Genomic DNA, 25,211 nt, shown 5'->3' on the forward strand with positions numbered 1-25,211 from the left:
CTAATCAAATGGCCAGTCGAAGCCCCTTCTCCGATAGTTTTTTGTTTCGGGGCTTCAAAATCAATTTGATTGGAGCAGATGATGACCGCAAGTCAGGATTTCGTCGTCAAGGATCTTAGCCTCGCCGATTGGGGCCGCAAAGAACTCGATATTGCCGAAACGGAAATGCCGGGCCTGATGGCCGCGCGCGAAGAGTTTGGCAAATCGCAGCCGCTCAAGGGCGCACGTATTTCTGGTTCGCTACATATGACGATCCAGACCGCCGTGCTCATTGAAACGCTGAAGGCACTGGGTGCTGATGTGCGCTGGGCGTCCTGCAATATTTTTTCGACTCAGGATCATGCTGCGGCAGCAATCGCTGCAACTGGTACGCCGGTTTTCGCTATCAAGGGCGAAACGCTTGAAGAATACTGGACTTATACCGACAAGATCTTCCAGTGGACGGATGGCGAACCATCCAACATGATCCTCGATGATGGTGGTGATGCCACCATGTATATCCTCATCGGCGCCCGCGCTGAAGCTGGTGAAGACGTTCTTTCCAAGCCTGAAAGCGAAGAAGAAGAAGTTCTGTTTGCACAAATCAAGAAGCGCATGGCCGAAACGCCTGGCTTCTTTACGCGTCAGCGCGATGCGATCAAGGGTGTGACCGAAGAAACAACCACAGGCGTTAATCGCCTCTACCAGTTGCAGAAGAAAGGCCTCCTGCCCTTCCCGGCAATCAACGTCAATGACAGCGTCACCAAGTCGAAGTTCGACAACAAGTACGGCTGTAAGGAATCGCTGGTAGACGGTATCCGTCGCGGCACAGACGTGATGATGGCTGGCAAGGTTGCTGTCGTTTGCGGCTATGGTGACGTTGGTAAAGGCTCGGCTGCATCGCTCGCTGGTGCTGGTGCCCGCGTGAAGGTCACGGAAGTTGATCCAATCTGCGCGCTTCAGGCTGCAATGGACGGATTTGAAGTCGTAACCCTTGATGATGCGGCTTCGACCGCTGACATCGTGATCTCGACAACCGGCAACAAAGACGTCATCACGCTTGACCATATGCGCAAGCTCAAAGATATGGCGATTGTTGGCAATATCGGTCACTTCGATAATGAAATTCAGGTTGCAGGACTGCGTAACCTGAAATGGACCAATGTTAAGCCACAGGTTGATCTGGTCGAATTCCCGGATGGCAAGCGCATTATCCTTCTGTCGGAAGGGCGTCTGCTCAATCTCGGCAACGCAACCGGCCATCCAAGCTTCGTGATGTCGGCTTCCTTCACCAATCAGGTTCTCGGTCAGATCGAACTCTTCACGCGTACGGACGCGTATAAGAACGAAGTCTATGTTCTGCCAAAGCACCTTGATGAAAAGGTTGCTCGTCTGCATCTCGACAAGCTCGGCGCTAAATTGACCGTGCTTTCGGATGAACAGGCCGCTTATATTGGTGTCACTCCACAAGGCCCATTCAAGTCGGAACACTACAGGTATTAATTATCTGTTAACCATACTGCTACATCTTGTAGGCTGGACAGTTTAACACTGCCCGGCCTTTATTTTTGCGCGTATCATGCTTCACGCGGAATCCCCAGAAGGGTATTGTGAAGACGAATCAATGTGTTTTGACGGGTGTCTGCGTTCAGCGTTTTTTGCCATTTGGGGTGGAAGACGGGTGGCGTATTCATCTGCGAGACATGTCTGGCTCTTTGCATTTGGCGATGTGAGAGAGACAGAATGACGTTTTTTGAAATACGGCAGCGCCTTTTTAAGGATCGGCAGCCGGGCGGCGGAGACACGGAAGATATGCCAGAACTTGGCTCAACGGGGAGTTTGCGGAGTAAATCTGCAATCAGCGCAGGCAGGCACCTGAAAGCATCGCTTTCGCTTGGCTTCCATCCTCTGAAACGGGTTGTTCTGAAGGCTTCAGTCTCTTTCGCCGCGTTGATTGCGGTTGTTCCAGCTTTTGCACAAGGCACTGAGAACGCAACGCGTATTACTCTGCCCTTTGGTGGCAGCGTGGGTGCTTTTGAAGTCATCCAGTTTTCGATTTTTCTGGGCGCCTTAGGTGCAGCCCTCCTCTCGGCTGGCTGGCTGATCCGGGACCGTTCCAAAACCGCACAGGAAAACAATGAGCTGCGGTCGCGCCTTTCAGATATGAATCTGGCCGTGCAGCGCAGTGAGGCGCTGCTTAATCTCAAAGATCAGCGCGCAATTGTCTGGGACGCCAATGGCGCACGCGCTGATGTTGTCGGCCAACTCCCCTTTGATAGCGGGGCGCCACAGGATCGCTCGCATTTCCTCGCTTTTGGCCGGTGGCTGCGTCCGCAATCCGTGACCGAGCTTGAGCGCGCGGTAACCGCCTTGCGTGAGCAGGCGAATGCTTTTGATTTGACGGTCGAAACCAGCAATGGCACCCTGCTTGACGTCAATGGCCGCACCTCGGGAAGTTTTGCCATTGTGCGTTTCCTTGGTCTTGAGGGTGTTCAGGCCGAGCGCGCAGCGCTTCAGGCGCAGAACCGCGAATTGTCTGAAAAATTGTCACTGCTGCGGCATTTGCTTGATCGTCTTGAGCAGCCGGTCTGGCTGCGCGGTACAGATGGTCGCTTGGAATGGGTTAATGCTGCCTATGCACGTGCTGTGGATGCAGTGGATGGCACACAGGCCATATCTGAGCGTCGTGAATTGTTTGGCGTGCAGGCGCGTCAGCGTCTGGAACGTGATCGTTTTGTCGAGCCGGATATTTATGAAAAGCTGCCTGCCGTCGTGCGCGGCGACCGCCGTGTTTTCGATGTAACCGATGTGAGTGCAGAGGCTGGTTCTGCCGGTCTGGGCTTTGATCTCAGTGAAGTTGAACAAATCCGCGAAGAATTAAGTCGCACATTGAAGAGCCATGCCGAGACGCTCGATCAGCTTTCAACCGCTGTGGCGATCTTCGATCCAGATATGAAGCTGCAATTCTTTAATCAGGCTTTCGTTTCGCTCTGGTCGCTCGATACAGCCTGGCTGGAAACGCATCCGAGCAACACATTACTGTTTGACCGCCTGCGTTCGGAAGGCAAGCTTCCCGAGCAGCCAGAATGGCGCAAATGGAAGGATTCCATGCTTGCTGCTTATCGCGCTGTCGAGCCGGAAGAGCATATGTGGCATCTGCCGGATACACGCATATTGCGTGTGGTGGCCAATCCGCATCCACAAGGCGGCGTGACGTGGTTCTTTGAGAATATGACGGAACAGCTACAGCTTGAAGCCCGCTATAACACACTCATCAAGGTGCAGGGCGAAACGCTCGACCATCTTGGTGAAGCGGTGGCGGTGTTCGGTTCCGATGGTCGTCTGCGTCTGTCTAACCCGTCTTTTGCCGATCTCTGGTCATTGCCTGATGCGATCACCGTTGAAGGAACGCATATTTCGACCATTTCCAAGCTTTGCGGTCAGCGTGGTGGAGATGGCATCTGGGATGATTTTGTTTCCTCTGTCACTGGCTTCCTTGATGAGCGCAATGGCCGTATGGGACAGGTCGAACTGGATGATGGTGTTATTCTTTCCTATGCCGTCGTGCCACTGCCAAAGGGGCAGACGATGCTGACCTTTATCGATGTCAGCGATACGGTGCGTGTTGAGCGGGCACTGAAGGAAAAGAACGAAGCGCTGTCGCTTGCCGATCAGATCAAGAACGATTTCGTGCAGCATGTTTCCTATGAACTGCGTTCGCCTCTGACCAATATCATCGGCTTCACCGAACTGCTGCAAACGCCAGCTTTCGGTTCGCTCAATGAGCGTCAGCTCGAATATCTCGACCACATTGGCACGTCGTCCGCCGTGCTTCTGACGATCGTCAACGACATTCTCGATCTTGCAACCGTCGATGCTGGTATTATGCAGCTTGATATTGACGATGTTGCTGTGATGGACGAGATTTCGGCAGCGGCAAAGCGCGTGAGTGAGCGTCTGCAAGAGCACGACATCGCGCTCAATATCGAAATCGCAGACGATGTTGAGGTGTTCAGAGCTGATGCCAATCGCGTTCGTCAGGTGCTGTTCAATCTCCTGTCCAATGCTTCCAATTATGCACCGGAAGGCTCGACCGTTTCGCTGCAAGTTGTGCGCGATGGCACGGATATTCTGTTTGCAGTGCATGATGACGGTCCGGGCATGCCGGGTGATGTGCTGGATACGGTGTTCAAGCGTTTTCAGGCCTATCAGAATGGCGGTCGCAGACGCGGCGTAGGGCTTGGTCTCTCCATCGTGAAGAGCTTTGTCGAGCTGCATGGCGGTCGCGTGGAAATTGAAACTGGTGCAGATATTGGTACGACCGTTATTTGTCGCTTCCCGGCGGAAGCACGCAGCTTCCGTGTTGCCGCCGAATAAGGTAAATGGGGCTTTATGAGCACCCCAATCAGTAACCCTATACTCCATCTTGAATTGTTTCTGCCCGATGAGGCTGCGACCAAACGCTTTGGCGAAGACTTTGCCCTTGCTCTGGTCAAAGGCGACCTCGTCACCCTTTCGGGTGATCTGGGCGCTGGTAAATCCTCGCTCGCACGCGCCGTCATCCGTGCGATTGCCGATGATGAGGGGCTTGAGGTGCCAAGCCCGACATTCACGCTGGTGCAGAGCTATGAGGCGCTGCGCTTGCCCGTCGCTCACGCTGATCTTTACCGGATTTCGCATGGCGAAGAGCTGGACGAGCTGGGGCTGGTCGAGTTTCTCGAAGATGGTGTTGTGCTGTCCGAATGGCCGGAGCAGGCGGAAGGCTTTTTGCCAGAGCCGAGCTTTGCCGTCACCTTGACCCATGAAGGAGCAGGGCGTCGCATTGTAATTCGCGGGACAGAAGCTGCGATTGCTCGTCTTGAGCGCACGTTGAAAATCCGCACTTTTCTCGAAAAGAACGACCGGGCAGGGGCCACGCGCCGCTATTTGCAGGGCGATGCTTCACCCCGCAAATATGAGATTATCGATAGTGCGCACGGCGTTGAAATTCTGATGAATGCGCCCGCGATGCCCTATGATCCGCCCTTGCGCAACGGCAAGTCCTATCGCCAGCTTGCGCATATTGCAGAGAATATTCAGGCCTTCGTGGCCATTGATGATTTGCTTGCGAAAAATGGCCTGCGCGTGCCGCAAATGCGCGCTGTTGATATTGATGCAGGACTGCTGATCCTCGAAAATCTTGGGCTTGAGGGCATCAGGGCTTCATCGGGTGAGCCGGTGGCTGAACGCTATGAAGCGGCTGGACGGTTTCTTGCCCACCTTCATGGGGTTCAGTGGCCTGATCATGCGCCGGTTGAAGGCTATCCAGATCACATCATTGCACGTTTTGATCGTGATGCGATGATCATGGAAGTGAGTCTTGTCGGGCAATGGTATGCGCCACGTATGATGGGTCGCAAGCTGACTGATGCAGAAGCGGAGGCTTATGAAGCGGCATGGAATACGGTTCTCGACGACATTTCCGATTGCGAGAAAAGCCTGCTGCTGCGCGATTATCATTCGCCAAACCTGTTCTGGTTTGAGGATGCGCAAGGCGTAAACAAGATTGGCACAATTGACTTTCAGGACGCGATGATCGGCCCTGCTGCCTATGATGTCGCGTCGCTGGCACTCGATGCGCGCGTGACGATTACGCCGGAGCTCGAAAAGGCAGTGGTGGATGCCTATTGCGATGAACGCCGCAAGCTTGGCCATGTGTTTGACGAAGCGGCTTTCCGAATGGCGTATGCTGCCATGGGGGCGCAGCGCAACGCCAAGCTGCTGGGTCTGTTCGTGCGGCTTGATGAACGTGATGGCAAGCCGCATTATCTCGCGCATCTGCCCCGCATTCACGACTATCTTGGCCGCGTCTTAAAGCATCCGGTCATGGCGCCGGTCGCGCGCTGGTTTGATGATCTCGCATTGCTGGAGAAACAATGACACGTCCTGATACAGCGATCATGCTTGCAGCAGGTCTTGGCAAGCGTATGCGCCCGATCACCGAAACCATGCCCAAGCCACTGGTTAAGGTTTCCGGCAAGCCGCTGATCGATTGGGGCTTGGATGCGCTGGCGGGTGCAGGCGTTGAGAATACAATCGTCAATGTTCATTATTTAGCCGACCAACTGATCGATTATCTTGGCAGTCGCTCAAAGCCGAAAATCACGATTTCCGACGAGCGTGATCTACTGCTGGATTCCGCAGGCGGTATCGTCAATGTGCTGCCACAGCTTGGAGGCAAGCCGTTCTACGTACTCAATGCCGATACATTCTGGGTTGGTGATGAAGCGCAGCCGAATATTTCGGCGCTGGCGCATGTCTGGGACGATGCCCGCATGGATATTCTTCTCATGACGGCAAGGCTCGATCAGGCAACAGGTTTTGAAGGCAAGGGCGATTTCGTCGCGGATGAAGAGGGCCGCTTGCGCCGTTTGCGTGATGTCGCCGGCGACCCGGTCATCTATGCTGGTGCAGCAGTCATTCATCCGCGTATTTTTGCCAAAGCCGAGCCGGGTGTTTCATCGCTCAACCGCTATTTTGATGAAGCCATTGCAGCCGGACGTCTTTATGGTATGCCCATGACCGGGCATTGGCTTACGGTGGGAACACCGGAAGCAATCGGCGAGGCGGAGGCTGTGCTTTCCGCAATTGCGTAAGGAGAGCAGGGTGGAATGACAATTACGAGGCCGAAGCTTTTCTCGATTCCATCCGGCACAGCGTTTCTACCGGCCTTTGCCAAGGCACTTCTGGAAGGCCGCCTGATTGAAGGCTTTCCGGGCAATGCTTCTGATCCGCTGGCATTAGCGAACGCGACCATCTATGTGCCGACGCGCCGTGCAGCGCGTGCGCTTCGTTCCATTCTGGTCGATATGAATCCGGCTAAATCTGCGATCCTTCCGACCATTCGCCCGCTGGGTGATGTGGATGAGGACGCTGCTTTTTTCAACGCAGCCACAAGCGGCGTATTTGATCTTAATCCGCCAATTGGCAAGGCTGAACGGCTGTTGCTGCTGGCGCGGCTCATTCGTCCATGGCGTGAATCGCTGCCTGCGCATGTGCGGGCGCTGTTCGGCACCGATGATGTTTCGGTTCCTGCAACAACCTCTGACGCGATTTGGCTTGCGCGTGATCTGGCTGGCCTGATGGATCAGGTCGAAACCGACAATGCCAAATGGAGTGAGCTTGCCAGCATTGCGCCCGATGATCTTGCCGATTGGTGGCAGGTCACGCTCGGCTTTCTTAATATCGTCACGAAACTCTGGCCGGAAATTCTGGAAGAGCGCAAATTGTCCAATCCGGCAGCGCACCGCAATGAATTGATCTGGGGCGAGGTGCGGCGACTGCGCGATCATCCGCCGCAAGGTCCTGTGATTGCGGCTGGTTCCACAGGCTCTATTCCCGCGACTGCCGAGCTCGTTTCAGTCATTGCCCGACTGCCGCAAGGTGCTGTGGTTCTGCCGGGACTGGACCGTGATCTTGATGAAGGCGCGTGGAACCTGCTGGGGGCTTCGGATGATAATCCGTCCACCTTCGGACATCCGCAATATGGTCTTCACAAGCTGTTGCAGGCTATTGGGGTATTACGCGAAGATGTCGAGCATATCGAAGATATGCCGGTTAACAAGCGCGTTTTGGAACGCGTGGTCGCGGAAGCACTGCGCCCGGCGGAAACCACGGATGCATGGAGCCTGCTGAACCGCGATGCGGATATGCGTCCTGAAGCATTGCAGCAGTCAGCACAAAAGATCGATCTGATCGAAACCGCTAATGAGCGTGAGGAAGCGCTGGCAGTGGCCCTGGCGCTGCGCGATGCGATTAGTGATGAAAACAAGACTGCAGCATTGGTGACCGCCGATAGAAATCTCGCGCGCCGCGTGGTGGGCGAACTCGCCCGCTTTGGCATCGACGCCGATGATTCCGGCGGTCGCCATTTGCGCGATATCGAAACGGCGACGCTGATGCGCCTCATGGTCGAAACCGTATTCAACCCCGGCGATCCTGTGGCCCTGTTAGCGTTGGTCAAGCACCCGATGCTACGGCTTGGCGGCAAGCGCATCGAGCGGCGACTGGCTGCGGAAACACTTGAACTGGTGGCGTTCCGGGGCGGTACGGGCAGGGCATCGATCATCGATCTTCCCGCCTTTTTTGATCGCCGCATGGAGGAAAGTGCCAATCAGTCATGGCAACCGGCATGGCACGCGACTGTTACGCCTGACATGATTGAAGCGGCGCGCGCGCTTTGCGTGAGCTTGTCGGAAGCTGTTGCGCCGCTGGCACCTTTTGCCATCATTAACCGGCGAACGGATATTGGTGAGATTACGCGGGCCACTGTGGAAGCGCTGGAAAATCTCGCACGCGATGAAAGCGGCAGCGTTACGCGGTATTATTCCGGCGAGCATGGCGAGAAGCTGGCTTCATTTCTGCGTCAGCTTGTCGCGAGCGAAGCGGGACTGGACTTTGAGGCTATTGAATGGCCCGCAATTCTTGACGCTCTGATGTCGGGCGAAACCGTCAAGCCGCATCCGGGCGGGCATCCCCGCGTCTTCATCTGGGGTGCGCTGGAAGCGCGTTTGCAGACCATGGATACGTTGGTGATCGGTGGTCTCAACGAAGGCACATGGCCCGCCAAGACGCGCAATGACCCGTTCATGTCGCGCCCTATGAAGGCGATGATCGCGCTTGATCCACCTGAGCGCCGTACCGGCCTTGCAGCACATGATTTTCAAATGGCGCTTGGCATGGATCATGTCGTGCTTTCGCGTTCGCAGCGTTCTGATAATGCGCCAACCATTCCGTCGCGCTGGTTGCAGCGGCTTGAAACGGTTCTGGGTTCAGATGTGACCAAAGATATGCGCTCGCGTGGGCAACGTTTTATCCATTGGGCGCGTGAAATTGATCAGGCGCCTGATGTGCCTTTTGTCAAACGCCCGGAACCGACACCGCCTGTAAGCGCGCGGCCCAAGCATTTTTCAGTCACGGAAATCGAAACCCTTCGTCGCGATCCTTATGCGATCTTTGCCAAAAAGATTCTGAAGTTGCGTCCGCTGGAGCCGCTGATCCGCGATCCGGCAGCCACAGAACGTGGAACACTGTTTCACGATATTTTGGGGCATTTTACCCAGGAAGGTATAGACCCGCTTTCACCAGATGCAGCCACGCAACTTGAAGAGTTTGGCCGACATTTCTTTGCAGATATGGATATTCCCATTGAGATCGAAGCAGTCTGGTGGCCGCGTTTTACCGCACTTATTCCGCAATTTCTCGAATGGGAGCGGGAACGCGCCTATAATGTTCAGACCCGCTTTGCCGAAATTTCGTCGGACAAACGTGAAGTCGAAAGCCTTGGCATCACCTTGTCGGGCCGCGCTGATCGTATCGATCTGATGCGTGACGGAACTGCGGAAGTGATCGACTATAAGACCGGCTCCACGCCATCGCCAAAGCAGGCGCATGTCCTCTTGTCGCCACAGCTGGCGCTTGAAGCAGCCCTTCTCGTGCGCGGTGCTTTCCGCGAACTGGGCGCGGTTCGCGCGTCCGATCTCACTTATGTGCGCTTGCGCGCTGGTGGCGAGGTGAAGCCGGAATCGATCCTGAAGATCGGTCGGCCACCATCGGAAAAGACGGCACCCGCCCTTGGCGAAGAGGCTTGGCAACGATTGGCACAATTGCTGACCGACTATCAGAATCCGGCTAAGGGTTATCTTTCCCGCGCGTTACCGTTTAAAGAAACAGAACTTTCGGGTGATTATGATCATCTGGCGCGTGTGCTGGAATGGTCCGCTGGTGGCGATACTGGCGGGGAGGGCGGCGAATGAAAAAACAACGTTTCATTCCACAGGAAACCATCGACGCGCAGGCCAGTGCCGCCAATCCACTGGCCTCTGTCTGGGTGTCGGCCAATGCGGGCTCTGGTAAGACCCATGTTCTGACTGAGCGCGTGATCCGGCTGCTGCTCGAAGGCACTGACCCGTCAAAAATCCTATGTCTCACCTATACCAAGGCGGCAGCAGCCGTCATGCAGAACCGCGTCTTTGCGCGATTGTCCGAATGGGCAATGTTGCCGGATGAGGATCTGGCCGACAGGCTAGATAAGCTTGAACGCAGGCGTCCGGGAGCGACACGGCTTGCCGTTGCACGCAGGCTTTTTGCGCGCGCGCTTGAAACGCCGGGCGGGTTGAAAATCCAGACCATCCACGCATTTTGCGAAGCGATCCTGCATCAGTTCCCGCTTGAGGCGAATATTGCAGGCCACTTCGAGATGATGGACGATCTTATGCAGGTGGCTCTTGTCGGCGAAGCGCGACGCACCCTGCTTGAGACTGCACATGGCGGCGGTGATCCGGAACTGGCAAGCGCTTTTGCCGATGTGATGCAGGCGGCAGGCGAGATGGGTTTACAGGCACTGCTGGATGAAGCCGTGGGTCGGCGCAACGGCTTGCAGCAATACATTACGGCGCTTGGCACTGCGGATGAGCGCAGCGAGGCTTTGCACCGGCATTTCCGGTTCCGGCCAGACACGCGTGAATCCGATTTGCTGGATGAGATGTGGCCGGTGCCGGAATTTTCTGACGATGCACTCGATCTCATTTTGTCGATCCAGAAGGGCGCGGCACGCGCACATGATTTTGCGTTGCAGCTCAAGCAATATGACAAGGTCAAAAGCAGCTTCGACAAGGAAGCCGTTCTGCGCGCTTCCTTCCTGAAAGCGACCGGCGAAGCAAAATCCGGTTCCTATGTCGGATCGAGCGCGGTCAAAAAGCTGCTGCCGGATTTCGAGGAAGATTTTAATGCTGCCGCTTCGCGTGTTGAACTTGGTCTCGACAAGATCAAGGAGTTGCGGCTGATCCGGCTTAATCTGAGCGCACTCACGCTGATTGATAATCTGCTGCAACGCTATCATGATTTGAAGCGCAAGCGTGGTCTGCTCGACTTTGAAGACCTGATTACCCGCACGGTGGCGCTGCTTGCGCGCAATGGGGCAGGGCAGTGGGTCCAATATAAACTCGACCGCGGCATCGATCATATTCTCGTCGATGAAGCACAGGATACCAGTCCTGACCAGTGGCAGGTCATCCGCATGCTCTCGGAAGAGTTTTTCTCTGGCCTCGGTCAGCGCAATGTGCAGCGCACACTGTTTGCCGTGGGTGATGAAAAACAGTCGATCTATTCGTTTCAGGGTGCAGTGCCGGAAGACTTTGCTGCACAGGGCAGGGCGGTTAGCCTCAGGGCTGCAGATGCAGAGCTTAAATTCGAGCGCGTCAGCCTCAACTTCTCGTTCCGTTCGGCGCCTGATGTTTTGCAGGCCGTGGATGAGGTATTTGCACGTCCCGAGGCCAATCGCGGCTTGTCAGGTGCCACTGTTCACTCCGCCATTCGCGAGAACGAGCCGGGCGAAGTGGAAATCTGGGATATGTTGACGCCGGACGTGGTGGAGGAGCCCGACGACTGGCGCGTTCCGGTTGATCATTTGCAGGCCCCTGCGATCAAACTCGCCGAGCAGATTGCGGCAACCATTCGCTACTGGCTTGATCGCGGCGAAACCATTCCGGGCCAGAACCGCAAACTTGCGCCGAAAGACATTATGGTGCTGGTGCGCAAGCGCGATCAGTTCATGCCAGCACTTTCGCGCGCACTCAAAGAGCGCCATGTGCCGGTGGCTGGTGCCGACCGGCTCAAGCTTACAAGCCACATCGCCATTCAGGATTTGATGGCGCTGGGGCGTTTCGTGTTGCAGCCGTCCGATGATTTGTCATTGGCTTCGCTTCTCAAAAGCCCGCTATTTGGCTGGGATGATGACAGGCTGTTCGCGCTGGCCCATCCGCGAAAAAGTGGCGAAACGCTCTTTGAGCGCCTTTACCATGCATCCCTTGAAGAACCTGCATTGATCGGTGTGCATAAGACGCTGAGCCGTTGGCGCAATATGGCCGACACCATGCCGATCTTCGAGTTCTATGCGCGGATTCTCAGCGCAGATGGCGCAAGGCGTAAGCTTCTGGCGCGGCTTGGACCGGAAGCAGGCGATATTATCGATGAATTCCAGAACTATGCGCTGTCTGCTGAACGCGCTGGTCTGCCGGGTATGCAGGCATTTCTGGAAACGCTTGATGCAGCGTCGCCGCAGATCAAACGCGAACTGGATCAGGGCCGTAACGAAGTTCGTATCATGACGGTTCATGCCGCCAAGGGGCTTGAGGGTGCTGTGGTGTTTTTGGTCGATCCGGGCAATGCCGTCTGGAGCGGAACACGCGCGCCTAAGCTGATCCCGTTTGATTTTGGCAATGATGGTCCACAGGTCAAAGGCTATCTCTGGCAACCCAATGCGGGCTACCAGACCGGCTTTTTGGCGTCACAGATTGAAGGCTTGAAGGAGCGTGCTGAGGAAGAATATCGCCGTCTTCTTTATGTTGGCATGACGCGTGCGGAAGATAAGTTGATTGTCTGTGGTTATCGCGGATCGCGTGAAAGCGGCGAGACATGGCACAGGCTTGTTGAAGACGCGCTCACAACCAAGGCCGAAACCTTTGTGCATCCGGTATCGGGTGTTGCCGCCCGACGCTATCGCAACACGCCGCGCGGTCTCACTGAGATTGCAGAGCCTGAAGTGGAAAAAGCGGTTGAGCTGCCACCGTTGCCGCTCGACTATCTCAAGCCCATAAAGCCGGAACCCGGACTCCCGCGTCCGCTTGCGCCATCCGGTGCATCGGCCCTGATTGAAGCGGATGAAGAACCACCGCTTGATACGCTGTCGCCGGTGCTGGGACTGAGCGGCGAGACGTCGGCTTTCGCGTTAAGGCGCGGTACGGCGATTCATATGTTGCTGCAATATCTGCCGGAAGTGGCCGTGAATGAGCGTGAGAAGCTTGCACAGGATTATCTGGCACGCATTGCTGCTGACTGGCCGGAAGCGGAACGCGCGAAAGCCTGGGCGAGTGTTGCAACCATTCTGGCTGATCCGAAATTCGCACCAGTTTTTGCCAGCGGATCGCGTGGTGAAGTGGCCGTGATGGGGACGATCAATCTCGGCGGAAAAGATCATGCGGTCTCGGGCCAGATTGACCGCATCAGCGTTGATGAAAACCGCGTATTGATCGTGGATTATAAAACCAATCGCCCGCCGCCAAAGACCGTTGAAGCTGTGCCTTTTGCCTATCGCGCACAGCTGGCGCTTTACCGGGAATTGCTCGCACCTTTATATCCGGGACGGGTTGTTGAAGTGGCTTTGCTCTTCACGGAAGGCCCGTATTTGCTGCCATTGCCGGAAAACGTGCTCAATGAAGCGCTGAAGGCGCTTGGTGACTCTCAAGGAAAGGTTACTAACCAGAACTTGACGGATGGCAGTCAACACGCCACATGATATGGTCAAAGGAGCGATTTCTCAGTGAGTCTTTCGCTCTCAAACAGATATGAGGATAGCCCTATGGCAACCGTAAAGGTCGATAACAGCAATTTTCAGTCGGACGTTCTTCAGTCGAGCGAGCCAGTCGTCGTGGATTTCTGGGCTGAATGGTGCGGTCCTTGCAAGATGATCGCTCCTGCTCTGGACGAAATCGCTGCTGAAATGGCTGGTCAGGTTAAGATCGCTAAGGTCAATATCGACGAAAATCCAGAACTCGCAGCACAGTTTGGCGTTCGCTCGATCCCAACACTGCTGATGTTCAAGGACGGCGAACTTGCAGCCAACATGGTTGGCGCTGCTCCAAAGAGCCGCCTTGCTGACTGGATCAAGGCTTCTGCTGCTTAATCAGCAGAGTTTGTTAAATATGAAAAACCCGGCCTTAGAGCCGGGTTTTTTGTTTAAAGCATGTCGCGGAAAAGTGGGAACCGGTTTTCCGATAACGACATGCGTAAGAAAAAAGAGTTAGAGCGAGCGCTGTGGATAGGAATAAGCGCGACACGCTCTAGTTTGGCGGTGTTCCATTGTCGCGCAGCACTTCGCCTGCCAGATAAAGCGAACCACCGATCAGAATGCGCGGCGGGGCTTCATCAGGCGCCCATGTATCACGCAAAATCTTGAGTGCGTTTTCAACCGAATGAACCGGCTCTGCCGAAAGCCCGGCTTTCTGTGCGCTGATGGCGAGTTCGTTGTTCGGGATGCCAGCGTCACTTGACGGGATCGGCACGGTAAAGACATGGCGTGCCATGCCTGCAAAGGCCTCAAAATAGCCGACAGGGTCTTTGGTGTTGATCATGCCGGTAATCAGGAACAAAGGCCGTGTGGACCGTTCCTCGAGATCGCCAAAGGCTTCCGCAATCACCATGCCTGCACCGGGATTATGCCCGCCATCAAGCCAGATTTCCGATGCCGTTGGTGCAAGATCGACAAGCGTGCCATGGGTGAGGCGCTGCATGCGTGCAGGCCAGTCGACAACCATCATGGCTTTTTCAGCGGCTTTGTCGGTAATGGTGAAGCCCGCCATTTGCACCGCTTCAATGGCCGCTGCGGCATTTGCAAGCTGGTGACGGCCCGGAAGGCGCGGCAGCGGCAGATCAATCAGACCGTCTTCATTCTGGAACACCATACGGCCATGTTCCTCGAATGCGAGAAAGTCCTGACCATAGATCGAAAGCGGGCAATCAAGCCGGTCAGCCGTTGAGATGAGCACCTCACGCGCGGCGTCAAAAGGCTGGAAGCCGATAACGACAGGGCAGTCCTTTTTGATGATGCCAGCTTTTTCAGCGGCAATCAGCTCAACCCGGTCGCCCAAAAATGCCTGATGATCAACAGAAATAGGCATAATCAGCGATACGGCGGGATCAGTAATCACATTGGTCGCATCAAAGCGTCCGCCAAGGCCGACTTCCATGATCACGACATCGGCAGGATGCTCGGCAAACAGAACGAAGGCAACGGCCGTCAGGATTTCAAAAACCGTGATGTGTCTACCGTCATTCGCAGCTTCAACGCGTTCAATGGCCTCCGCCAGAACATCGTCAGAAACGAATTTGCCGCCATTTTTGGAGGCGAGGCGGTAGCGCTCGTGCCAGTTGACGAGATGCGGCGAGGTATGGACGTGAACGCCAAAGCCGCTCGCTTCTAAAAGTGCGCGGCAGAAGGCAGTCGCCGATCCCTTACCGTTGGTTCCGGCAATATGGATCACAGGCGGCAGGTTCAGGTGCGGATTGCCGAGCTTTTCCAGCAGACCGCGAATGCGGTCCAGTGAAAGATCAAACCCTTTGGGATGCAATTGCATCAGCCGTTCGATGACGGCATCCGCTTTTCCTGTCACGATTAAGCCGCCTTGCTGTCAGCTTCTGGCTTCTTTGGCGCAGGTGCTTTGACCGGTGCATCCATATTGGCGGGCTGACGGGTCATGATTTTGAGCAGGCTTGCGATGGTTGATTTGAGCTCAAGGCGCGAGCAAACCATATCGACCATGCCATGTTCCATCAGATATTCAGCGCTCTGGAAGCCTTCTGGCAGCTTTTCGCGAATGGTCTGCTCGATCACGCGTGGACCAGCAAAGCCGATCAGAGCGCCGGGTTCTGCAATGTGAATATCGCCAAGCATCGCATAGGAAGCCGTCACGCCGCCCGTTGTCGGGTTGGTGAGAACGACGATGTAAGGCAGGCCTGCTTCTTTAAGCATTTCGACCGCAACAGTGGTGCGTGGAAGCTGCATGAGCGACAGAATGCCTTCCTGCATACGTGCGCCACCGGAGGCTGCAAACAGAACCAGCGGACGCTTGAGTTCAATAGCCTTCATGAAGGCCTGAATGATCGCTTCACCGGCACCCATGCCGAGCGATCCGCCCATGAAGCCGAAATCCTGCACGGTTGCGACAATTGGCAGGCCTTCAATCGTGCCAAGACCATTGATGATTGCGTCTTCCATGCCGGTGCGCGCACGATAGTCTTTCAGACGGTCGATATATTTCTTTTCATCACGGAATTTCAGCGGATCGGTTGGAACCTTCGGGCTTTCCAGTGCTGTGTATTCGCCATTGTCGAAGAAGAAACGCAGGCGGTCCTTGGCCTTGATGCGCATGTGATGGCCCGAACCCGGAATCACGAACTGATTGCTTTCAAGGTCCTTATGGAACACCATTTCGCCGGTCGATGGATCCTTGATCCAAAGATTTTCCGGCATCTCGCGACGTCCGAGCATCGAATTGATCTTTGGACGAACGTAGTTGGTGATCCAGTTCATGACGTTTGCTTCCGTTTCTTCTTCTAAACTAACGAGCTGCCTAAATGGACGATTTATTGGGCAGCTTCAAGGCGTGTTGCGCGAACACTTGCCGCCAATGCACTGACAAGTTTGGTCACAGCGGCTACCGGATCGCCCTTTACCTTGCCATTTTCATCGAGCTCGAGCGCCACAGCATTGACGATTGCAGTACCCACAACCACGCCGTCAGCAGCTTCCGCAATGGCTGCGGCCTGTTCCGGGGTCTTCACGCCAAAGCCCACACAAATTGGCAGATCGGTGCTTTTCTTAATGTGCCGGACAGCATCGGCAACGCGGCTTGTATCGGCAATCGCCGAGCCAGTAATGCCGTTCATTGAGACATAATAGACAAAGCCCGACGAATTATGCAGCACTTTCGGCAGACGCTTGTCGTCGGTGGTTGGGGTCGTCAGGCGGATGAAATTGAGACCCGCATCCGTTGCCGGAATGCAGAGTTCCTTGTCCATTTCGGACGGCAGATCGACGATAATGAAACCGTCAATGCCGGATATTTTTGCATCGGCAAGAAAGCGCTCGACGCCATAGATATAGATCGGGTTGTAATAACCCATCAGCACGATTGGCGTGGTGTCGTCTTCCTTGCGGAAGTCGGCAGCCAGTTGCAGGGTCTTTTTGAGCGTCTGACCGGCATTGAGTGCGCGCAGACCAGCCGCTTGAATGGCAGGGCCATCAGCCATCGGATCAGAAAACGGCATACCAAGCTCGATCACATCGGAGCCTGCTTTTGGAAGTGCTTTCATAACGGCGAGCGATGTCGCATAATCCGGGTCGCCGCCCATGAAATAGGTAACCAGCGCTGGACGTCCTTCGGACTTGAGCGATGCGAATTTGGTGTCGATGCGTGTGGTCATACCGTGCCCCGTGGCAAAATGCGCGTAAGATAATCGGCGGTGGATTGGCCGGACATAACTGTCTCCATCCAGGCGCGCCGTTCAAAGTCAATGATTCCCAGCTCCCAAACGCATGCCATCAAGAGAGGCTGCGCTGGTTCGAATTCGATCTCGTCACTGAGTTCGGACTGCCAGAGAATCTGCGTTGCGATGCCACCTTCCAGCCACCAGTGCAGAAGCAGCCACAGGCTTTCTTCGCCCTGATGCAGAATGGCAAAGCCAGCACCCAGATGCGGCGTATGCTCCAGCTTTTCTGCAACAGATGCGATCTGCCTGCGGGCAATGCCGAGAGCGGCTTCAGCAAGCGGATTGGAAGGATCAGCTTCGATGATGTTGAGCTTGATTGTTGCCGGACCACACTCCGTCAGTCCGTCGAACCATGCGGCGCGCGGTCTGTAAGCATTGGTGTCAACAACGGCCTTGCTCATGCAATCCTCACATGTCCATGCCGAGCAGCTGCCCGACCGTATGAACATCCTTGTCGCCGCGACCGGAGAGATTGACGATCATCAGCTGATCTTTGCCCATGGTGGGGGCCATTTTCACGGCTTGCGCAATCGCATGCGCGGATTCAAGCGCCGGGATAATGCCTTCAACGCGGGTGCAAAGCTGGAAAGCGTCGAGCGCTTCGTCGTCGAGGATTGGCACATAGTCAACGCGGCCTGAATCCTTCAGCCATGAATGCTCAGGACCAACGCCCGGATAGTCAAGACCTGCGGAAACCGAATGGCCTTCAAGAATCTGGCCGTCTTCATTCTGCAATAAATAAGTGCGGTTGCCATGCAGAACACCGGGGCTGCCAGCGCTCATCGATGCGCAATGCTCCACACCCTCAAGGCCGCGACCGCCTGCTTCAATACCGACGATTTTGACTGACTTGTCATCGAGGAACGGATGGAACAGGCCGATTGCGTTCGATCCACCGCCAACAGCAGCGACGATCACGTCTGGCAGACGGCCTTCCAGCTCGAGAATCTGTTTGCGCGCTTCTGTGCCAATCACCGACTGAAAATCGCGCACCAGTTCCGGATAAGGATGAGGACCAGCAGCGGTGCCGATCAGATAATAGGTGTCTTCAACATTGGTGACCCAGTCTCGCAGCGCTTCGTTCATCGCGTCTTTGAGTGTGCCATTGCCAGCTGTCACCGGTTTTACTTCAGCGCCCAGCAGCTTCATGCGGAAAACATTTGGCTTTTGACGCTCAACGTCAGTGGCACCCATATAGACCACGCAAGGCAGGCCAAAACGCGCTGCAACAGTGGCTGATGCAACGCCATGCTGACCAGCGCCGGTTTCAGCGATGATGCGGGTCTTGCCCATGCGCTTGGCAAGCAGAATCTGGCCAAGGCAATTGTTGATCTTATGGCTACCAGTATGGTTCAGGTCTTCGCGCTTGAAGTAAATCTTCGCGCCGCCCAGATGTTTGGTCAGGCCTTCGGCATAATAAAGCTTGGAAGGGCGACCAGCATAATAGGTCGAGAGATTGGAAAGCTCCGCCTGAAATTCAGGATCGTTCTTTGCCGTCTCATAGGCTTCCTGCAATTCGAGGATCAGCGGCATCAGCGTTTCGGCGACAAAGCGTCCGCCAAAAATGCCGAACATGCCTTCTTCGTCCGGGCCTGTTTTGTAGGAATTGGGTTCAACCGGCTTGTTCACTGCTGCCACTCCGTCATGTGCAGGCTATTGTCTGGCATCAGACACTGCCTGAAAAAATTCATTGATAAGACGCACATCCTTTTGACCGGGTACGCGCTCTACGCCGGACGACACATCGATACCCGGCGCACGCGTTTTGTGCAGCGCCTCGGCAATGTTGCCCGCGTTCAGTCCACCGGAAAGCATGTAATCGACACTGTCGTCAAGCGCGTCGAGCAATGCCCAGTCAAAGGATACACCATTGCCACCCGGAAGGTCAGAACCTTTCGGCGGTTTGGCATCAAAAAGAAAGCGATCAGCAATGCCCTGATAGGGCGCGATCACCTGAAAATCCCCGGCCTCGCGAATGGCAAAGGCTTTGATTACCGGCAGGCCGTAACGAGCCTTGATTTGCGTTACACGTGCCGGCGTTTCATGGCCATGGAGTTGCAGCATGTCTGGCTGCAATTCACGCATGATTTCATCAAGCACTTCATCATCCGCATCAACGGTGACGGCAACCACTTTGGCACGGCCTCTCGCTGCCTCGCGCAGACGACCGGCGTCGGCAGGGGGTAAGTGCCGGGGGCTTTTGGGAAAGAAGATAAAGCCAATATGCGTCGCACCGCCATCAAGCGCAGCAGCGACTGCTTCCGGCGTTTTAAGGCCGCATATTTTTATATCAAAAACCATGGCGTTTCCGTCGCACATATTGCGGGCCGACTCAAGCTGTTCCGGCCTCAACGCGAGGAGCCGCGTCATCATAGCCCTGTGCTATGAGGTAATCATAGGCTTCCATGACCTCAAGAGGAACGGCTTGTGCAACCTGAAAGCCAAGTGCCGGATATTCGAGAATGCGGCGCAGATCACCCACCATCTCGCGCACCAGCTTTTCAAAATCATGACCTGCTGTTGGTTGATCTCTAAAAGAGGTCGCGGGTGCAGTGACAAATGCACGTGCTTCCGGCCATTGCCGGTCAACGGTTGCGCGCACCCGGCGCTGGGTCTGCGGTTTGGTCACAAAGATCGGGCTGATTGTTCCTGCAGCCATGATGTCGCGCGCGAAAAGAATGTTCTCGCCGATATTGGTCGCTTTCGGTTCAATGATGATAGCCTCTTCCGGCACACCTTCAGCGATGGCTATTTCGGCAAAGGCTTCGGCCTCTGAAGCCTTGTAAAGCCCTTTGGTCCAGTTGCCGCTGTGGCCTGTGAACATGAGCCAGTTGGCAAAGCCTTGCAGATAAAGATCGGCCGCATATTTCGCAACGCGGGTGTCGTAGCTGCCAAGACCGATAATCACATCGGCGGCAACAGGTTCATCGGAGAGGCAATGGTAATCCCACAGCGCCCGTGCAGCAGTTTGAATGTCTGATGTCATGTAAAATCGATAGCCTGTAATGCGCTGCCATTGCGCTTCAGCCATGCTTTGCAACGCTCTGTATCAGGGCAAAGCTCATGGCAGAGTTTCCAGAATTTCGGCCCGTGGTTCATCTCAATCAGATGGGCCACTTCATGGGCGACGAGATAATTAATGACGGGCGCAGGCGCCATGCCGATACGCCACGAAAAAGAAAGCACACCATCGGACGTACACGATCCCCAGCGGCTTTTGGTATCTTTGAACCGGACCGCTTTGGCTTTACGGCCCACGGTTGCCGTGTGACGGGCAACAAGCTGTTCAATATCGCGTTTGACTTCACGCTTGAGGTAATCGGCGATACGCCGCGAAAGATGCGCGGGATCTCCATGAACGAGCAGAATATTGCCTTCCAGCAAATCCACCGTACCGCGTCCGGACTGATGGGTGATGAGATGCGGCACCCCGCGAATGGGTATTTTCACACCGGCACGAAGGCCAGCCTGATCAGGCATTTTCGCAATGCGGCTTTCAATCCAGCCCTGATGACGGACCAGAAAACTCTGAACTTCGCGGTCGGGTAGGCCGGGTGGGATGGTAACGCGTAGCCCTTTGCCGCCGGTCTCAATCCGCAGTGTCAGGCGTTTGGCGCGAGGGTTTTCCAACACGCGCAAAGTCAGTTCGCGGCCTGCGACCGCATGCATACGTTCGCGTGTGACGACAGACGGCTTTTTGGCTGCAGATCGAAATAAGGAAAAACCCATGCTTTAAAGATAGGTGATTCGCATAAAAATCCAGAGATTTTTAATGTTCCAAGCAAAACGGCGCAGACAAAGCCCGCGCCGTTTACAGTTCAGATCAGGGTTGTAGCCACTAGATCGTGGTTACGTCGCCGCCGTCGTTTTTCTTTGCCGAAGCGCGGCGCTCATTCATGAAGCGGTCAAACTCTTCCTTGTCGCGGGCGCGGCGAAGTTCTGTGGCATAGGCTTCAAACTCGGCGCGGGCTTCTTCCAGCTTGCGGCGTTCTGCGGCCAACCGGTCGAGTTCTTCGCGACGCCATTCATCGAATGCAGCATTGCCGGTGGTGCCGCCAAAATTAAAGCTTTCGCTTTTGCTACAATTGCGGAAAGAGCCAAACACAGAGTCGGTCTTTTCGTTGACGCTACGTTTAAAATCACCGAGGCGGTCGCCCCAGATGATATAGGCAAGCATGGCGAGGCCAAGCGGCCAGAAGAAGATAAAGCCCAGCACCATCAGCGCAATTGTCGCTGGTGTCCATGCGGGGCGGATCAATGCAGAATTTGTCATGGTCTACTCCGTTTCATTCAGGGCCGTTTGTTGATCTCGCGGCTTGAAATTGACGTGGTAAACCAATTGCGGCTTTTCAAGAATATCGCCTGCCTGCTCCCGCCAAACGGGCGCTAAGCAATGTGATTATCTCGGAAATTTTTTACGTAAATGTTCGAGTGCGGCTACTCCAAGTCCGGCAACCAGCGCCCAGAAAGCAGAACCAACGCCAAAAAAGGCAATGCCGGAGGCAGTCACTGCGAAGGTGACAATGGCCGCAAGGCGCTCTTCTTCAACTTTAAGCGCCAGTGCCATGGCATTGATGAACGGGCCACTCAGCGCAAGGCCAGCAACCAGCGCAATGAGGGTGACAGGCAGAACGGCGAAGATCGCCACCAGCGAAGCACCAAACAGCGCAAAGATGACATAATAAACCGCATAGACCGGGCCGGTCATCCAGCGCTTTTTAGGGTCCGGATGCGCATCGGGATTGGTGCAAAGCGCCGCTGAAATAGCTGCAAGATTGCTGGTTGCGGCTCCAAAGGGCGCGGTCAGCAGTGAGAAAAATCCGGTTACACGCAGCGCGGCGCTGGTCGGCGGCTCATAGCCGGAGGCGCGCAATACCGCAAAGCCCGGCAGATTTTGCGAGGCCATGGTCACGATATAAAGCGGCAAAGCGATGCCGATCATCGCGCCGATGTGAAACTCCGGCCAGATCAGTGTGAGCGTCGAAATCTCCGGTGCAGGCAATTCGGGTACACGCGCGGACATCAGGGCATAGGCCATGCCAAGCACAAGCACGGCAATGACCGCGAGCGACGGATTAAACAGCCGCACGATGAAGAATAAAGCCACCAGAGGCAGTACAAAAGCAGGATCAAGCGAAACGGATTTCGCAGCTGCAATCACAAAACTCAGCAATACACCTGCCAGCATGCCCGATGCGACGGATGCCGGAATGCGCGCAACCAGTGTCGAAAGTGGACGGATCAGCCCGGTCAGGATCAGCGCTAGCGCTGTTACGATGAATGCGCCGACCGCTTCTGGCATAGTGAAGCCGACGCTTGCACCAATCAGTGCCAGTCCCGGTGTGGACCATGCGGCGATAATCGGCATTTTGTAACGCACACTCAGCCAAGCGGATGAACCGGCAATGGCCAGACACACCGCTGTCACCCAGCTTGCGGTTTCGGCTTGCGTTGCACCGAGTACACCGGCGGCTGCAACAATCAGCGCCAGCGTACTACCAAAGCCAACGATTGCAGCGACTGCCGCAGACGCAAAAACCGAAAAGCGCATGCTTATTCTCCAACAGATATGCGTTCAGCGAGGCCAGACACGGTGCGGATGAGAAGTTCCAGATCCTGCGGACGCGACAGACGATGATCGCCATCACGCACCAGTGTCAGCGTCACGTCATCAACCGGCAGATGCTCGACGAGCTTGAGCGCATGCTGATAAGGCACCGCCTCATCCTGCATCCCTTGCAGAATATGTACCGGACAACCGGTTTCGATGATTCCTTTGAGAACCAGATTGTTGCGACCGTCTTCGATCAGCGCGCGAGTATAGATGTATGGGTTTGGTGAATATTCCGAAGGCTCTTCAAAATAGCCCTGCTCGATCAGGTCTTTCTTTTGCGCATCGGTCAGGGATGGTTCGACAAGCTCGGCGGTAAAATCCGGTGCCGGTGCGATGAGCACGATCCCGGCAGGCGATTTGCCAATCTTTTTCAGTTCCTGCGCCATGCGCAGCGCGATCCAGCCGCCCATGGATGAACCGACCAGAATCTGCGGACCTTTCGCATATTTTGCATAAACTGCGAGACTTTCATTCAGCCAGCGTGAAATTGTGCCCTCGTTGAAGTCCCCACCCGACTCACCATGGCCTGAATAATCAAGGCGCAGAGCGGACCGCCCGGTCTTTTCAGCCCACGCATCAAGAACCACTGCTTTGGTGCCGAGCATATCGGAGCGATAGCCACCGAGCCAGACAACACCGGGCGTAACCTGTCCGTTACGATTACGGACGGCAATCTGTGCGCCATCAACGTCAATGAAATCCGGTTCAGCTGTGCTCATGGTTCGTCTCCTGATTTGGCAGGCAGTTTTTCAAGTGATCTTCATTTGCCATTTATGACAGGCGGAGAAAACCTCACTCCCTTGAAATATTGAGGAATGTGACCGATATGTCGCTTACCACCTCCGAAACACTTCTTTCTTTGCCTTTATTCTTCCGGGGGTGCTTTTCCCTGTCAAAGATGCTATTGACTTTACCGCTCGCTTGACCACATTTCCGCGTTAAACAGGGGTTTGATCGGAAAAGGCCGTCGCGGGCCACGAAATTGAATTGCCTATATCGTTAATAATCAGGAGATAACGACCATTCGCCGACCGTTCAGAGCGACGCCGGTCCAGAAAGACGGACCGCGCTCCAACCGTGATATCCGGGTTCCCCGGGTCCAGCTTATTGATGCCGAAGGCCACAACCACGGCAGTATCCCGACGCAGGATGCCATTGCGATGGCAGAAGAAGCGGGTCTCGATCTCGTTGAGATCGTGCCAAACGCTGAACCGCCTGTGTGCAAGATCGTGGATCTCGGCAAGCTGAAGTATCAGAATCAGAAAAAAGCCTCCGAAGCACGCAAGAAGCAGAAAACGGTCGAAATCAAAGAAATTAAGATGCGACCGAACATCGACACGCATGACTATGAAGTGAAGATGAAGGCTGCGCAGCGTTTCTTTGACGATGGCGATAAGGTGAAGTTCACCCTGCGTTTCCGTGGTCGTGAAATGGCGCACCAGGAGCTTGGTATGAAGCTTCTCATCCGCGTCAAGGAAGACACTGTGGAGATCGCAAAGGTTGAAGCAGAGCCTAAGCTTGAAGGCCGCCAGATGATGATGGTTCTGGCTCCACGCTGATCTAATAATTTCTAGCCTTTGAAAAGCCGCCTTCGGGCGGTTTTTCTCTGCCCGAAACAATCCTCACTTAGAGATCATCATGAAAACACTAAGCGAACTGGGCAAATATCAACAAAGACGCCGTCTTGCGATTGCCATTGTCATTGGGCTTCTTGTCGTAGCACTCCTTTTCGTGCGCTCGCGGTCCGATGGTCATTTGCATGAATATATCGAAGCGTTCGGCATCAGCCTCATTGTAGCAGCGATTCTTGGACGTATGTGGTGCACGCTTTATATTGGCGGGCGCAAAAGCGCGGAAATCGTGCAGACCGGCCCCTATTCGATGACGCGCAATCCGCTTTATGTGTTCAGCAGCATCGGTGCGATCGGTATAGGTGCACAGACTGGAAGTATCATCATCGCGCTGGCTTTTGGTGTTCTGTGTTATCTGGCTTTTGCGATGGTCATCCGTACCGAAGAGAAGTTTCTCAAAGCCAACTTCGGTAAGCCCTATGAGGCTTATTGCGCGAGTGTGCCGCGCTTTTTCCCAAAGTTCTCGCTATTTCGCGATGAAGTTGAATTGCGCGTAAAGCCGGATCGGCTTTATCGGACATTCACCGATGGACTGGTGTTCTTTGTGGCCTATCCATTTTTTGAGGTTATTGAATATCTGCAAAACATTCATGCTTTGCCGGTTTTGTTACGACTTTATTGATGTTGAAGCATGATCCAGCCCAATTCGGTCTGATTCAGGCATTGCGTTTTCTGGCCTTTAAGCCTATAAGGCCGCGTTCGAACCGCCCGGCAGGGCATGCCGTGGCGGTTTCGTATGCTTTTCAGACTTGGTCGGTCTGAAAGTAAAACAAGGTTTCTGTCTGTCGCAGATACGGACGCCACTAAAACAAGAGACGTCGAGTGCCGAAGGCACGAGGGGGATCGTAAAATTAAGAGGCGTGGAGTGCTGCAAGCATGACAGGGACTAAACAAAGGAGTAG

General features: G+C 54.9%; 20 protein-coding genes. 9 read left to right on the plus strand and 11 right to left on the minus strand.

Annotation, left to right across the window (positions count from 1 at the left end; translation table 11 throughout):
* Window positions 1–81 precede the first annotated feature (81 nt).
* The 7 genes from ahcY to trxA all read left to right on the plus strand — a co-directional run bounded on the left by ahcY (window position 82) and on the right by trxA (window position 13,699).
* Window positions 82–1,482 carry an adenosylhomocysteinase gene (gene ahcY, locus U2P60_RS09565; RefSeq protein WP_310012980.1) on the plus strand — a complete coding sequence of 467 codons (1,401 nt, stop codon included), beginning with the start codon at window positions 82–84 and terminating at the stop codon, window positions 1,480–1,482.
* Between the two features lie 309 nt (window positions 1,483–1,791).
* Window positions 1,792–4,356, plus strand: a complete 2,565-nt coding sequence (locus U2P60_RS09570) for an ATP-binding protein (protein WP_413573744.1) — start codon at window positions 1,792–1,794, stop codon at window positions 4,354–4,356.
* 15 nt (window positions 4,357–4,371) lie between these two features.
* Window positions 4,372–5,898: a tRNA (adenosine(37)-N6)-threonylcarbamoyltransferase complex ATPase subunit type 1 TsaE gene (tsaE, locus tag U2P60_RS09575; RefSeq protein ID WP_413572370.1), complete on the plus strand. Its 1,527-nt coding sequence runs from the start codon at window positions 4,372–4,374 to the stop codon at window positions 5,896–5,898.
* A complete protein-coding gene (locus U2P60_RS09580; RefSeq protein ID WP_064322247.1) occupies window positions 5,895–6,614 on the plus strand; it encodes a nucleotidyltransferase family protein in 720 nt (239 codons plus the stop codon). The genes tsaE and U2P60_RS09580 overlap by 4 nt, the downstream gene beginning before the upstream one ends.
* 15 nt (window positions 6,615–6,629) lie before the next feature.
* On the plus strand, window positions 6,630–9,773 hold the full coding sequence (gene addB, locus U2P60_RS09585) for a double-strand break repair protein AddB (protein ID WP_413572371.1): 3,144 nt from the start codon (window positions 6,630–6,632) through the stop codon (window positions 9,771–9,773).
* On the plus strand, window positions 9,770–13,312 hold the full coding sequence (addA, locus tag U2P60_RS09590; protein ID WP_413572372.1) for a double-strand break repair helicase AddA: 3,543 nt from the start codon (window positions 9,770–9,772) through the stop codon (window positions 13,310–13,312). Before addB ends, addA begins: the two co-directional genes overlap by 4 nt.
* 63 nt (window positions 13,313–13,375) lie before the next feature.
* Entirely contained in the window at window positions 13,376–13,699 is a 324-nt protein-coding gene (gene trxA / locus U2P60_RS09595) for a thioredoxin (RefSeq protein ID WP_007872546.1), read from the plus strand.
* A gap of 157 nt (window positions 13,700–13,856) precedes the next feature.
* Here trxA and U2P60_RS09600 read toward each other — a convergent pair whose 3' ends face one another.
* The 11 genes from U2P60_RS09600 to U2P60_RS09650 all read right to left on the minus strand — a co-directional run bounded on the left by U2P60_RS09600 (window position 13,857) and on the right by U2P60_RS09650 (window position 23,397).
* Window positions 13,857–15,149 carry a bifunctional folylpolyglutamate synthase/dihydrofolate synthase gene (locus tag U2P60_RS09600; protein WP_409558649.1) on the minus strand — a complete coding sequence of 431 codons (1,293 nt, stop codon included), beginning with the start codon at window positions 15,147–15,149 and terminating at the stop codon, window positions 13,857–13,859.
* Between the two features lie 38 nt (window positions 15,150–15,187).
* Entirely contained in the window at window positions 15,188–16,105 is a 918-nt protein-coding gene (accD, locus tag U2P60_RS09605) for an acetyl-CoA carboxylase, carboxyltransferase subunit beta (protein ID WP_313827575.1), read from the minus strand.
* A 53-nt stretch (window positions 16,106–16,158) separates the two neighbouring features.
* Window positions 16,159–16,998, minus strand: coding sequence for a tryptophan synthase subunit alpha (gene trpA / locus U2P60_RS09610; RefSeq protein WP_413572373.1), 840 nt, complete (start codon window positions 16,996–16,998; stop codon window positions 16,159–16,161).
* Complete coding sequence (locus U2P60_RS09615) at window positions 16,995–17,465, minus strand: hypothetical protein (protein ID WP_313827577.1); 471 nt, start codon at window positions 17,463–17,465, stop codon at window positions 16,995–16,997. Before U2P60_RS09615 ends, trpA begins: the two co-directional genes overlap by 4 nt.
* A gap of 7 nt (window positions 17,466–17,472) precedes the next feature.
* Window positions 17,473–18,693, minus strand: a complete 1,221-nt coding sequence (gene trpB, locus U2P60_RS09620; protein WP_313827578.1) for a tryptophan synthase subunit beta — start codon at window positions 18,691–18,693, stop codon at window positions 17,473–17,475.
* 24 nt (window positions 18,694–18,717) lie between these two features.
* Window positions 18,718–19,365 carry a phosphoribosylanthranilate isomerase gene (locus U2P60_RS09625; RefSeq protein WP_413572374.1) on the minus strand — a complete coding sequence of 216 codons (648 nt, stop codon included), beginning with the start codon at window positions 19,363–19,365 and terminating at the stop codon, window positions 18,718–18,720.
* A 31-nt stretch (window positions 19,366–19,396) separates the two neighbouring features.
* Window positions 19,397–20,050, minus strand: a complete 654-nt coding sequence (locus U2P60_RS09630) for a YdcF family protein (RefSeq protein ID WP_413572375.1) — start codon at window positions 20,048–20,050, stop codon at window positions 19,397–19,399.
* Window positions 20,047–20,793, minus strand: coding sequence for a M48 family metallopeptidase (locus U2P60_RS09635; protein WP_313827582.1), 747 nt, complete (start codon window positions 20,791–20,793; stop codon window positions 20,047–20,049). The genes U2P60_RS09630 and U2P60_RS09635 overlap by 4 nt, the downstream gene beginning before the upstream one ends.
* A 109-nt stretch (window positions 20,794–20,902) precedes the next feature.
* Window positions 20,903–21,337, minus strand: a complete 435-nt coding sequence (locus U2P60_RS09640; RefSeq protein ID WP_413572376.1) for a DUF2852 domain-containing protein — start codon at window positions 21,335–21,337, stop codon at window positions 20,903–20,905.
* Between the two features lie 126 nt (window positions 21,338–21,463).
* Entirely contained in the window at window positions 21,464–22,615 is a 1,152-nt protein-coding gene (locus U2P60_RS09645; protein ID WP_313827584.1) for a benzoate/H(+) symporter BenE family transporter, read from the minus strand.
* 2 nt (window positions 22,616–22,617) lie between these two features.
* Window positions 22,618–23,397, minus strand: coding sequence for an alpha/beta hydrolase (locus U2P60_RS09650; protein WP_413572377.1), 780 nt, complete (start codon window positions 23,395–23,397; stop codon window positions 22,618–22,620).
* Window positions 23,398–23,700: 303 nt separating this feature from the next.
* Here U2P60_RS09650 and infC point away from each other — a divergent pair, with 303 nt between their 5' ends.
* Together infC and U2P60_RS09660 are read left to right on the plus strand one after the other, a co-directional pair.
* A complete protein-coding gene (gene infC, locus U2P60_RS09655; protein ID WP_250039469.1) occupies window positions 23,701–24,237 on the plus strand; it encodes a translation initiation factor IF-3 in 537 nt (178 codons plus the stop codon).
* 79 nt (window positions 24,238–24,316) lie between these two features.
* Complete coding sequence (locus tag U2P60_RS09660; protein ID WP_413572378.1) at window positions 24,317–24,931, plus strand: methyltransferase family protein; 615 nt, start codon at window positions 24,317–24,319, stop codon at window positions 24,929–24,931.
* Window positions 24,932–25,211 lie beyond the last annotated feature (280 nt).

This window comes from Brucella sp. H1_1004 (genome assembly GCF_047308065.1).
GTDB lineage: Bacteria > Pseudomonadota > Alphaproteobacteria > Rhizobiales > Rhizobiaceae > Brucella > Brucella pseudogrignonensis_B.